At 54.0% G+C, this 12,916-nt stretch carries 9 protein-coding genes and 1 other RNA gene; 6 read left to right on the top strand and 4 right to left on the bottom strand.

Going from position 1 to position 12,916, the window contains the following annotated elements; genetic code table 11:
- Positions 1-271: 271 nt before the first annotated feature.
- The gene (locus RAL91_RS09900) at positions 272-2,434 is read right to left on the bottom strand and encodes a malate synthase G (RefSeq protein ID WP_306261814.1); all 2,163 of its coding nucleotides are present in this window, start codon (positions 2,432-2,434) and stop codon (positions 272-274) included.
- 183 nt (positions 2,435-2,617) lie between these two features.
- Between RAL91_RS09900 and RAL91_RS09895 the strand changes: the two genes are divergently transcribed.
- On the top strand, positions 2,618-3,412 hold the full coding sequence (locus tag RAL91_RS09895; protein ID WP_306261812.1) for a thymidylate synthase: 795 nt from the start codon (positions 2,618-2,620) through the stop codon (positions 3,410-3,412).
- A complete protein-coding gene (locus RAL91_RS09890) occupies positions 3,409-3,912 on the top strand; it encodes a dihydrofolate reductase (protein WP_306261810.1) in 504 nt (167 codons plus the stop codon). Before RAL91_RS09895 ends, RAL91_RS09890 begins: the two co-directional genes overlap by 4 nt.
- 89 nt (positions 3,913-4,001) lie before the next feature.
- Here RAL91_RS09890 and RAL91_RS09885 read toward each other — a convergent pair whose 3' ends face one another.
- On the bottom strand, positions 4,002-4,481 hold the full coding sequence (locus RAL91_RS09885; RefSeq protein ID WP_306261807.1) for a YHS domain-containing (seleno)protein: 480 nt from the start codon (positions 4,479-4,481) through the stop codon (positions 4,002-4,004).
- Positions 4,482-4,623: 142 nt separating this feature from the next.
- Here RAL91_RS09885 and ssrA point away from each other — a divergent pair.
- The 4 genes from ssrA (at position 4,624) to RAL91_RS09865 (ending at position 7,515) form a co-directional block, all read left to right on the top strand.
- Positions 4,624-5,001, top strand: a transfer-messenger RNA (tmRNA) gene (ssrA, locus tag RAL91_RS09880).
- Positions 5,002-5,138: 137 nt separating this feature from the next.
- On the top strand, positions 5,139-5,843 hold the full coding sequence (locus RAL91_RS09875) for an SspB family protein (protein WP_306261806.1): 705 nt from the start codon (positions 5,139-5,141) through the stop codon (positions 5,841-5,843).
- 34 nt (positions 5,844-5,877) lie between these two features.
- Positions 5,878-7,269 carry a class II fumarate hydratase gene (fumC, locus tag RAL91_RS09870; RefSeq protein ID WP_306261804.1) on the top strand — a complete coding sequence of 464 codons (1,392 nt, stop codon included), beginning with the start codon at positions 5,878-5,880 and terminating at the stop codon, positions 7,267-7,269.
- A gap of 6 nt (positions 7,270-7,275) precedes the next feature.
- The gene (locus RAL91_RS09865; RefSeq protein WP_306261802.1) at positions 7,276-7,515 is read left to right on the top strand and encodes a ribbon-helix-helix domain-containing protein; all 240 of its coding nucleotides are present in this window, start codon (positions 7,276-7,278) and stop codon (positions 7,513-7,515) included.
- A gap of 13 nt (positions 7,516-7,528) precedes the next feature.
- Here the strand turns inward: RAL91_RS09865 and RAL91_RS09860 are convergent, their stop codons facing one another.
- Together RAL91_RS09860 and RAL91_RS09855 are read right to left on the bottom strand one after the other, a co-directional pair.
- Positions 7,529-11,089, bottom strand: coding sequence for an AsmA family protein (locus RAL91_RS09860; protein ID WP_306262870.1), 3,561 nt, complete (start codon positions 11,087-11,089; stop codon positions 7,529-7,531).
- 147 nt (positions 11,090-11,236) lie between these two features.
- Entirely contained in the window at positions 11,237-12,649 is a 1,413-nt protein-coding gene (locus RAL91_RS09855) for an FAD-binding oxidoreductase (protein ID WP_306261800.1), read from the bottom strand.
- Positions 12,650-12,916 lie beyond the last annotated feature (267 nt).

Here is a 12,916-nt window from a genome sequence, read left to right as displayed (position 1 = left end):
AGTTCAGGCTTTTGAGGAAACGGTCATGCAGTCTCAAGCCGGAGTTTGAGACACAGTGTTCCGGCAAAATCTATTTCACCCAAACATCTGGTCAAAACGGCCTCGTCCCAACACGTGACCGCCTGCTTGAAACCAACATTCTGCAATGCGCTCATATCTTGCTGATATGCCAAGAGGACGCTGGTTTACCAGCGATGTTCAGGCGTTCCTGAATCTGGGTCCTGCGGGTCTCCCGAGAAGACAAAAGGCGCAACCGAAGTTGCGCCTTTAATCAATTCAGACCCTGCTGAGCTTTCAGCTCCAGCCGTCTGCGATGCAGGATCGGCTCCGTATAACCGGACGGCTGCACACGGCCCTCAAACACCAGATCGCAGGCAGCGCCGAAGGCAATGCCGTCGCAATCGGGGGCCATGGGAGTGTAATCCGGGTCGCCGGCATTCTGGCCGTCGACCACGGCTGCCATGCGCTTCATGGTTTCCATGACCTTTTCCTGCGTCACCACGCCATGATGCAGCCAGTTGGCCAGATGTTGCGAGGAGATGCGGCAGGTGGCGCGGTCTTCCATCAGGCCGACATTGTTGATGTCGGGAACTTTTGAACAACCAACGCCCTGATTAACCCAGCGCACAACATAGCCGAGAATGCCCTGTGCATTGTTGTCGAGTTCGGCCTTCACATCTTCCGGGGACCAGTTGGGCCGGTCGGCCAGCGGGATGGTCAGAATATCGTCCAGTTTTGCACGCGGTCCGCCTTTGGCAAGCCCGGCCTGAACTTCGCTGACATCAACCTTGTGGTAGTGGGTGGCGTGCAGTGTGGCGGCTGTTGGCGATGGCACCCAGGCGCAGTTGGCACCGGCTTTGGGATGGCCGATCTTTTGTTCCAGCATGTCCTGCATCAAATCGGGCATGGCCCACATGCCTTTGCCGATCTGGGCTTTGCCGCGCAGACCGCAGGCCAGACCGACATCGACATTCCAGTCTTCATAAGCGGAGATCCATGGCTGTGTTTTCATATCCGCTTTGCGGATCATGGCACCAGCTTCCATGGAGGTGTGCATTTCATCGCCTGTGCGATCGAGGAAGCCGGTGTTGATGAAGACAACCCGGTTTTTGGCGGCGCGAATACACTCTTTCAAATTCACCGTGGTGCGGCGCTCTTCATCCATGATGCCCATTTTGACCGTGTTGGCAGGCAGGCCCAGGAAATTTTCAACATTCGTGAAAATTTCATCGGCAAAAGCGACCTCTTCCGGGCCGTGCATTTTGGGTTTTACAATGTAGACGGAGCCGACTTCAGAATTCTTGTTTTCGTCGCGGTTGCGATCATGAATGGCGATCAGCACTGTGATGGCTGCATCCAGCATGCCTTCGGGGGCTTCATTGCCATCCTTGTCGAGGATTGCAGGGTTGGTCATCAAGTGACCCACATTGCGCACCAGCATCAGTGAGCGGGCTTTCAGCGTGACCGAACCACCATCAGCGGACTGATAGGTGACATCCGGGTTGAGCTTGCGGGTAAAGCTTTTGCCGCCCTTGCTGACTTCTTCGGTCAGATCGCCCTTCATCAGGCCAAGCCAGTTTGTGTAAACGGCAATTTTGTCTTCCGCATCCACCGCAGCGATGGAATCTTCGCAATCCATTATGGTGGACATGGCTGATTCCAGACGCACATCAGAAATGCTGGCGCTGTCAGAGCTGCCAATGGGGCTGGAAGCATCGACCACGATTTCCACATGCAGACCATTGTTCTTCAGAACCACGGAGGAAGGCGCGCCTGCATCGCCCAGAAAGCCAACCAACTGGTCGGCGGATTTCAGGCCAATGTCGCCAGCGCTGGTGGCAACAGACAATTTGCCATCCTTGATGGACAGGCCGGTGGCTTCTGTCCAATCACCATCCAGAGGCACAGCATCATTCAGAAAATCACGCGCCCAGGCGATGACACGGGCACCGCGTTCCGCATCATAGGTTTTTGATGCTGGCAAATCGCCCATGGCGTCGGTGCCGTACAGCGCATCATAAAGCGAACCCCAGCGCGCATTGGCGGCATTCAGGGCATAGCGTGCATTCATAACCGGCACGACCAGCTGCGGCCCGGCAATATCGCAGATTTCCGGATCGGCGGCTTCGGTCTCAATTTCAAAAGCGGGGCCTTCCGGCACCAGATAGCCAATCTCGGTCAGGAACGCCTTGTAGGCTTCCATGTCCTGCGCCTGACCTTTGTGTGTCAGATGCCAATTATCGATTTCAGTCTGAATGTCTTGGCGTTTTGCAAGAAGAGCTGCGTTTTTGGGACCGAGTTCGTGGATCAGTTTGCTCAAACCACCCCAGAAGGATTCGCTGCTGACGCCAGTGCCGGGCAACGCCTTTTCTTCAATGAATTGATGCAGTTTTTCGTCGATTTGCAGATCATGATCTGTGACGCGGTGAGCCATAGAATCTCTTCCCATAATTTCTTGTGTATTGCAGAGGCAGAAGCTGTGCTTTTTAAAGGTCGAAGTGCGCCGTGACCAGACCCTATCTGAAAGCTGTGAATCCAGCTCCCGTATCGGCTCCCCATTTGCGGCAGAGACATGTATTGTGGCGCGATCAAAACAGATTCGTGAAAGCGCTCAATTGTGAAGCAATATCTTGATCTCATGCAACGCGTTGTGGACACGGGGCACAGCAAGGAAGATCGCACCGGAACCGGCACAAAATCGGTGTTCGGGCATCAAATGCGCTTTGATTTATCCAAAGGGTTTCCGCTGGTCACCACCAAGAAACTGCATCTGCGCTCCATCATCTATGAATTGCTGTGGTTTTTGAACGGCGATACAAACATTGCCTATCTCAATGAAAACCGTGTTTCGATCTGGGATGACTGGGCTGATGAAGCTGGTGATCTGGGGCCGGTTTATGGGCATCAATGGCGATCATGGCCCGATAATAAGGGCGGCACGATTGATCAGATATCGCAGTTGATTGAGATGATCCGTACCAATCCGGACAGCCGCCGGTTGATTGTCAGCGCCTGGAACCCGGCAGATGTGCCCGAAATGGCGCTGCCGCCGTGCCATTGTCTGTTTCAGTTTTATGTGGCTGACGGGCGCTTGTCCTGCCAATTGTATCAACGGTCCGCCGATATTTTTCTGGGTGTGCCGTTTAACATCGCGTCTTACGCCCTGTTGACCCATATGGTTGCGGAAGTCTGCAATCTGCAGGTTGGTGATTTTGTCCATACGCTGGGCGATGCGCATTTGTATCTCAATCATCTGGAGCAGACCGAATTGCAGTTGGGCCGGGAACCAAAACCACTGCCAAAACTGAACCTGTTGAATGACCGCGATTCGATCTTTGACTTCCAGTTCGAGGATTTTAAAATCACCGGCTATGACCCGCACCCGCATATAAAGGCACCGATTGCTGTATGATTTCCGATAGTTCGAAAATCAGCATTGTTGTAGCCGCGGCTGAAAACAACGTGATCGGCCATCAGGGCGAGATGCCCTGGCATGTGTCGGGTGATTTGAAGAACTTTAAAGCCATCACAAGCGGAAAACCGATTGTCATGGGCCGAAAAACGTTTGAGTCGATTGGTCGCCCGCTTCCGGGCCGTCAAAATATTGTGGTGACGCGTAATTCGGACTGGCAGGCTGACGGGGTGGATGTTGCGGCCACTTTGGACGCGGCACTGGAGCTTGCTGGCAACGCGGCTGAAATCATGATTATCGGTGGCGGCGAGATTTATGCACAGGCCCTGCCCCTGGCCTCTCGCATTTACTTAACGCGCATACATATTGAGCCCGAGGGGGATACGTTCTTCCCCGGCCTTTCAGAGCAGGACTGGATAAAGAGCGACAGTCAAAAGTTGCCGCAAGGCGCAAAAGATACAGCAATGGCTACGTTTCTGGTGTTTGACCGGAATCCGTAGCCATTGCTGCTGATAAGATCTTTGGAGGATCAGTTAGTTTAAACTCAGTTGGCCAAAACTCAGTTGGCCAAAACTCAGTTGGCCAAAACTCAATTATTCAGAACTGTTGGCCAGTTGCCATCGCCTTGTACGATGTGGCCCGGAATGTCTTTTTCCCAGCGGCGCTGAACACCACGGCTGAAATTCAGATAAAGCTTGTCATCGACGACTTTCCAGACATCAGGCTCGCCCTTGGCAGTGTAGCCCTGTGACACAGCATAAGCGCAATAGCCGCCATATTGTGGGGCATATCTGGCTGGATTGGCCTCGAACATGGTTTTGTTGTCAGCGCTGGAAAAACGCCATTCCGCGCCTTCATGCGAAAGGCTGTGCTCTGTGCTGCCTTTAACAGGCTTGCCTTGGGTGAAATAGGCGACCGGATCGTAACCCGCAACGGCGACACCTTTAACCAGGCCGGTAAAGATGTCTGGCTTGGCGGCAAAGGCGCTGCTGGAAATAAGGCCCAGCGATGCAGCCACGGCTGCAGAGGCTGTGAGGGTCAAGAAGTTGCGGCGGTTGAATGAGGGCATGTCGATTCCCGATCTGCTGAAGTGATGACTGATTTCCGCAACAATAAAAGAAATCCACAGTTCACTTGCAATGCACATTTCCGCGAGCAGCGCGTCAGAACCTGTTTTGTTTATACAGGAGTTTTGCACTGTCCTGATGACAGGCCTTTAAAGAACGCCGCTTAGTTGTTATATCTCCTTTTGTCGGTGCAAGCCGACTATGGCGATAAATGGCCTCTGTAATAAGCTACTCGGACCCGGGGGCGGTACCCGGCGCCTCCACCAAAGCGCATTTGACACAATGTATGTGATTCAGTGCAAGTGTGCTTCGGCGGGGGCGAAACAGCTTCGACGAGGGTGTAAAAATTGTGTTTTCGCTCGGCATGGTACCACCGATATCGGACCATTTTAGTAGTTGCAAATGACAACTATGCGGAGGTTCGTCTGGCTGCGTAATGCGGTTCGACAACTTCAACTGAAGCCCAGTTCATTCGCATGAACTGGCGGGGTTCGGAGGCACCTGGCAACAGAAGCCTCCACTTATCCGTGTCCGCATTTCCGGATCGGTCGTGCCGTAACTGCAATATCTCCATTAGGCTCTTGCCCTACCCCGCAGTGACGCTTTATCACCTTGGTAACTGGGCGAACACCGGAGCTGCGATTCCTATGGCAAAAGACATGATCCGTTACGACGTGCTGGCGCAGGAGGCGCTGCGCGGAATGCTTCGGAAACTCCTTGTGGAAGTCTCTCAGACCGGCCTTCCCGGCGAACACCATTTTTTCATCACCTTCAGCACCACGGCAACGGGGGTGCGAATCTCCAACCGGCTCAAGTCTCAATACTCTGAAGAAATGACGATTGTGCTGCAGCACCAATTTTGGGATCTGATTGTTGGTGAGCAATCGTTCGAGATTGGCTTGTCCTTCAATGCCATTCCCGAACGCCTGCATGTTCCCTTTGCCGCCATCAAGGCGTTTTATGACCCGTCGGTGCAATTCGGTCTTCAGTTTGATCCTGAAATGGCCAAATCGGCAGATGAAGATGCTGAGACAAATGACGATGTTGCAGGCGAAGGCAGCGATGCTGTTGAGCTGGCTGCAGTGCCAACGGCCCCGGCTCAGGTAGAAGAATTGCATGCCACCCGTCCAATGCTCCCAAGCGAGCGGGAAAAGCAGCGCGAAGAAGCGGCGCGCATGGCAGAAGAAGCTGCCAAGCGCGAGACTGAGGAAGCCGCCAAGGCCACGGCGGAAGCCGACAATGACGAAGACGCAGATGGTGAGCCGTCAGACCTGCCCGACGTTGAGGGTGATGATGTGACTGATGAGGACGACACCAAAGGCGCTGATGTTGTTTCGCTGGACTCCTTCCGCAAAAAGAACTGATTTTCACTGATTATATGACTGGATGGAACACGCCATGACCGCAACACGTACGGAATCTGATACGTTTGGCCCGATTGAAGTCCAGAGCGACCGGTATTGGGGCGCACAGGCGCAACGGTCTCTTGGTAATTTCAAAATCGGCTGGGAAAAACAGCCAGAGCCAATTGTTCGGGCGCTTGGTATTGTCAAACAGGCTGCAGCGCGGGCCAATATGTCGCTGGATCGGCTCGATCCAAAACTTGGCGATGCCATTGTGACTGCGGCGCAGGAAGTTATTGAAGGCAAGCTGAACGCTCATTTCCCGCTTGTGGTCTGGCAGACCGGTTCCGGCACCCAATCCAATATGAATGCCAATGAAGTGATTTCCAACCGCGCCATCGAAATTCTGGGCGGTGAGATGGGGTCCAAAAAACCTGTGCATCCCAATGATCACTGCAACATGTCGCAATCCTCCAATGACACATTCCCCACTGCTATGCATGTGGCCTGCGCTGAGGAAATCGAGCATCGTTTGCTCCCTGCCCTGCAGCAATTGCGCAATGCGCTGAATGACAAGGCACAGGCCTGGGACAAGATCATCAAGATTGGCCGAACCCATACGCAGGACGCAACGCCCCTGACACTGGGTCAGGAATTTTCCGCCTATGTGCAGCAACTTGATAATGGCATTGAACGCATCACAAGCGCCATGCCCAAGCTGATGGAGCTGGCGCAAGGCGGCACTGCCGTTGGTACAGGGCTGAATGCACCCATTGGTTTTGCGGAAAAAGTGGCTGACGAGATTGCCAGTATTACCGGCATGAAGTTCACCACCGCACCCAATAAGTTTGAGGCCCTGGCCGCCCATGATGCGATGGTCTTTTCTCATGGCGCGATCAACACCGTTGCCGCTTCGCTGTTTAAAATCGCCAATGATATCCGCTTTTTAGGCTCTGGCCCGCGTGCCGGCCTTGGCGAGTTGTCACTTCCGGAAAATGAGCCCGGATCATCCATCATGCCGGGCAAGGTCAACCCGACACAATGCGAAGCCTTGACGCAAGTCTGTGTGCAGATTTTCGGCAATAATGCAGCGCTGACCTTTGCCGGCAGTCAGGGCCATTTCGAATTGAATGTCTTCAACCCTGTGATGGCCTATAATTTCCTTCAATCCGTCCGCCTGATGTCCGATGCGGCGGTTTCCTTTGCTGACAATTGTGTTGTTGGCCTGGAGCCAAGGCTGGAAAACATTCAAAGCGGGCTGGAACGCTCACTGATGCTGGTCACGGCACTGGCGCCAAAAATCGGCTATGACAATGCAGCGAAAATCGCCAAAACAGCCCACAAGAACGGCACCACGCTGAAAGAGGAGACGCTGGCGACCGGACTTGTGACGGAAGCGGAATATGATGAGATTGTCGTGCCTTCGAAGATGATCTCGCCGGGATGATGTGTCTTGAAAAAGCACTCGATTTCCATTGAGGGCCACCGCACAAGCATCTCTCTTGAGGATGCTTTCTGGAATGGGCTGCAGCACATTGCACGCGAACGCGATGTATCGCTGCAATCCTTAATCCGGGAGATTGATGAGGCCCGTACCGCTGGTCTGACTGATCTACCGTCAGAAAATCTGTCCAGTGCCATCCGGGTGATGGTGTTGCGCTATTATCAGCAGGAAAGCGGCGCGGCGCGGTGATCAGTAAAGCTGGTTATTGGAGCGGATTCTGCAACGCATCGCGAATCTGGTTTTCCAGATTGATTTGAGGCGCTGGCGGCACAGCATTTGCGGCCTCACGCTTCTGGCGGCGTTCACGCAACATGCGCAGTTGACGTCCAAACCATTCCTTTTCCAGAATGTCTTCTTCCTGATTTTCAATACGCGCCACTTCGCGCTCGAATTCCCGCAGGGTCAGAAAACCTGTCAAAGCTGAGACATCAAACTCACGTTCGGGGTTTTCCAAAGTGCCACCAAAGCTGATGTCGATCTGAGGTTCAGCGCCAATAACAGCTTCAGTGCCTGGGTCCATTCGCAAGGTCCAGTCGCTTTCAAGCAACAAGTTGATGAGATCAATTGTGCCGCCGCCAAGCGCCGACGCCTCCCCGGCATCTACAGAGACTGAACCCGCGCGGACAGAACCGGAGACGATGGAGAACACGCCTTCCGCAGAATTGAAGGGCAGCACACCATCATTGATGTGCTTCAGGAATTCCTCGGTGATTTTCTCTTCTTCAAGTTCAAGCCCGGCATCCACCGCCCTCATGGTTTTTTTGAAGGCCAAAGGGTTGATGCTGCGAAACTCGCCGTTTTCAACCAGCAGAGTACCACCGCCTGTCAGGCTGGAGACAAGCTCCTTCATGGTGTCGCCATTGCCTTCGAAATTGGCCGAGAAATTCAGTCCACCCAAGGCAGAAGCGCGGCCTTCGGGACGCCAGACCAGTTCTTCCAGAGCAGCTTCCTGCAATCTCACCCGACCATCCAAGACGACCGAGCCAAGCGTGTTGCGAATGTTGATGACGCTTGACAGAAGACCACCTGCAAAGCCCGCCTCGATTATCTCTACACCCAGGCTACCGGTGCGCGCGGTCAAGGTCACACCACCAGAGTCAGCAACCAGGCGATCTGATAACTCAATGATTTTTGCCCGCAATCCAACTGCCAGTTCCAAATCACGAAGGGCTGTCACGTTGAACGGATTTTCGGACCAGATTGTTTCGTCAATGACAATTGCCAGCGGGTCTTCTCCAAGACCAAGTGACAGCAGCCACGGCAAGCTCAGCCGATCCACTGAAAAATCGCCGACAAGACTGGGGGTGTCGTCTGACAAATCCAGTGTTCCGCTTCCCGTGATATCCTCGCCGTCAATTCTGGCGCTGGAAATTTCCGCGTCCATTCGCGCACCATCCAGGCTGATCTGACCGGCCAATTCCAGCGGCAGGTCTCTGACCAGTCCCACTTCGCTCTGCAAAGCGCCGGCGAAGGTGATGCCTGCCATCTTCAACAGCGGATTGACCGCATTCGTTTTCAGGGTCAACGACCCGTCAAATCCAAGGGCTGCGCCGTTGCCGGGGCGGATAAAACCTTCAGCATTTATGCGCGTGCCAGCAAGATCGGCGATCAGACTGGAGAATATTCCTGCATCCAGCGACCCTTGACCGGACATGCTCAACGCCCCGAAAACCGGCTCCAAAGTTGGCTCAGCCGGGATTGAGAATTGCCGCAGCAATTGTGCGGAATCCTCTGAATCAGCGGCCAATGTGAAGGTCACTTCGCCACTTTCCATCACGTCAGGACGACCATTGAACTCGCCCTTGAAAGACAGCGGGGACCCGCCAGCTGTTCCACCCAGCTGAAGATTGGCCTGAATGCCTTCTGCTTTTGTTTCAGAGGAAAAGCGAATATCCAGATCTGCCGGAGCCAAAGCAGGCGCGGCAATGGTGATCGCATTGAAGACTGGCAGATCTTCCAGATAGGGTGTCATAAGCCGCAGCAGGCCAGACAAATCCGGTGCCTCAAGCTCGGCAGTCATTGTGCCAATCGGACTGCTGAACACGTTTTCCAGCCGTCCAATGGCTGTAATATTAGCACCGGCAACGGCGTCAATCTGAAAACGTTTTAACTCCAGCACTTCGTCTGCCAGTGACGCTTCAACGATGACGTCACGTGCATTCACGCCTTCGCTGACCAGCCGGTTTGCATGCAGGTTCAGTGACACATTGTCCGTGACAGCTGCAGCTGCAACCGCATCGCGGCCAGACAGAAGCCGGGTCAGATCATTGATGGCGTCCAGATCCAGCAGTTCTGCATCAATGGTCATATCCAATTGGCTGCGTGCACCCAGAGGCGTTCTCAAATCCAGATTACCGGACAGGGCGTCGTTTCCAAGCGTACCCGTGATTTCTTCCAGAACCAGATGCTCGCGGCCAAATTCGGTACGCGCTTCAAATTGCACTGCTGGCGGCGGCGTACCCGGTACTGGTTGATCTGGCCGTGCCCAGACGGCAAAGTTCCCCGGCTCCAGAGAAGCAACGCGCATAAATCCATCAAATTGCGGTGTCCGAGTTTCCTCGTTTCGCGCAACACGCCCGGACGCTATGAAGGCCGTCCTGCCGGGAAACCGTGCCTCAAATTTGTCAATCTGCCAGCCGCCCCGATCATTTGAAGCGTCGAGGGCAAGCCGTTCCACAATACTGCCGCCCAAAACAATTGAGCCGACATCCATTCGCAAACGTCCAGCGACTCCCAATTCCGTTGGTGTTGCCAAAGCCAGCTGACCGAGCAGGGCAGATACCTGAGATGGTCGTGCCGGCTCGGAGGGGCCGCGTCCGATGGAACGGTCCAGATCAATTTGATCCGTGCGCAGGCTCAAATCAAAGCTCGGCGTGTCGCCGAACAGAATACGTCCTGTCCCTTCCAGAGTGGAAGCAAGACTTGGCGGGCCCATGGCAATGATAAATTCAGGCAATTCCAAATCGGCGGAGGTCAGCGAATAGCGGCCCTGTGAGCGGATTGGAGGCTCTTCTCGTGGCGCATCATCCTCTTCCTCCGCGGCATAGGCACTGAAAGTATAGGTGCCCTCATAGACCGGGCCGCCTTCGGAGTTCGACAATATTCCATCAAGCGCCAGAGACACGGGCGTTTCAAGCGGATTGACCTGCAAGGTGACACGCAAATTGCCCAGATCATCTGTTCGGCCAGTGGCAACGCGGAACGAATTGGGCTGCCCCTCATAAGTGAAGCCACCCTCAACACGGAAAGGGCCCAGCAACGAGCGGGCATTGCCTTCAAAATTCACATCGTCCAACTGCCACAGATTGTCACGCCGACCGTCAATCAGCCGCAAGGTCCCATTTGAAACCCGCACACTGTTGAAAATTACCTTGTCGGGATCAATCGGGGTCCGATTATCTGTAGTCAAAAGCCAGTCCAGACGACCAGAATCGTCGATAGCGGCGGAAACGACGGGCCGTTCCGCAACCAAATCCGTGATATGGATTTCGCCACGCAGCAGTGGCATCAGTTCCATTCTCACGCGAATTTCGTCAATCCGCGCAAGTGCTTCGCCTTCCGATTCGCCAACGCGCACATCGGTAAAGGTGATGGCCGGCATTGGCAGAAATCGGGCGTCAGCTGCGCCGGTTACACGCACCGGATGCCCGAGCGCCTTGGAGGCCTCATCTTCAAAAATCTGCCGATAGGCAGTCCAGTCGATAAAAAACGGTCCTATCAACCCGCCCACAAGGATCAGAATGATAAAACTTCCAACGAAGATGTATAATTTATTCAGGGCAGCGCTCCAAAGGTGCCGGTGAAAGACGCTTGCACCACGTTAAGACGCCTCATATCGAATTCAACCGATTTCTTTGCTTATCCGCATACAAATGGGACAGTTTCGGCCTGCAAGATCAATTGGCTGGCACTATTTTACCTGAGACACGATTTTCCCAGGGTTCATGATATTCTGCGGATCGATAGCGGCTTTAATTTGGCGGATCAGATCAACCCCATGTCCTATTTCGGCCTCAAGATAGGGCATCTTTCCCTGGCCTATGCCATGCTCGCCGGTGCAAGTACCATCCATCGCAATTGCGCGCCTGTTCAGCTTTGATACAAATGTGGCGGCGCGCGCCACTTCATCGGCATCATCCATATCCAGCAAGACCAGCACGTGGAAATTTCCATCGCCCGCATGTCCAACCATGGGGGCCACAAGTTCCATTTCCTCAATGTCATGAAACGTTTCCGTGACGCATTCCGCAAGACGGGAGATCGGCACACAGACATCCGTTGAGATACCCTCGCAGCCGGAGCGCAATCCAATCGACGCCCAATAAGCATCATGACGCGCCTGCCAAAGTTTGGTCCGTTCTTCTGCCTGCGCCGTCCAGACAAACGCGCCGCCATTGCAGTCGTCTGCAATTTCGCCAAACATTTCCGCCTGTTCAGCAACGCCCGCATCGCTGCCGTGAAACTCGAGGAACAAGGTTGGTTGTTCACTCAAATGCAAATTGGAATAGGCATTGCAGGCTTTCACCTGAAGGGTGTCGAGAAACTCAATCCGGGCCACCGGAATGCCATACTGGATGGTTTGAATCACAGCGTTACAGGCGTCCTCAATGGTCGGGAAGGGACAGACGCCGCCTGAAATCGCCTGCGGGATGCCCTGCAATTTCAGGGTCAGTTCCGTGATGATGCCCAACGTACCTTCAGAGCCGATCAGCAATCTGGCAAGATCGTAACCCGCAGAGCTTTTGCGGGCCCGATTGCCGGTTTTCAAAATCCGGCCATCCGGCAGGACAGCCGTGAGATTGATAACATTGTCGCGCATCGTGCCATAGCGCACCGCATTGGTGCCAGAGGCCCTGGTAGCCGCCATGCCACCTAGGCTGGCATCAGCGCCTGGATCAATCGGGAAGAACAGCCCGGTGTCGCGAAGATGATCATTCAATTGTTTGCGGGTCACACCCGGTTCAACCACACAGTCCAGATCTTCCGCGTTTACTTTCAGCACACGGTTCATTCTGGACATGTCCAGCGACACGCCGCCTTCCGGTGCATTCACATGGCCTTCAAGCGACGTGCCGGTTCCATAAGGGATGATGGGAATATTATGATCCGCACAAATGGACACGACATCGGATACATCTTCAGTCGTTTCAACAAAGACCACCCCCTGAGGCGGCTGGTTCTTTATCCAGCTTGTTGTATGCCCGTGCTGCTCGCGTACAGCCTGCGCTGTTGAAAATCGCTCACCGAAGCGCTGCTTTAAAACAGCGCCGACTGTCTCAAAATCTCCGCGTTCGGCATTCGGTGCAACCAGGTCAGCTGACATTTTCTTATCCTGTTAATTTCTGTCGCCCGGTCTGGGTAGCAAAGCACCACACGCAGACCAAGCCATTCTTGCCATATAGGGGGCATTGTCCCTTGACGCAGTCCAATTTCTTGTGGTTTCTGAATGTCCTAGAGGATCGAGCCAATGCTCGCATCCGCCTCATTGGTCAGAATCAACTTGTGTCTGCGCAGAACACACCCTTCCCTGAGCTTGTCAGATATGAAAATCATTGCGGCTTTTTCACAAGAAAATCCAGCGGCTCCATAA

It is taken from the genome of Pararhizobium sp. IMCC21322, assembly GCF_030758295.1.
Lineage (GTDB): Bacteria > Pseudomonadota > Alphaproteobacteria > Rhizobiales.
This window is presented reverse-complemented; position numbering and strand designations above follow the sequence as displayed.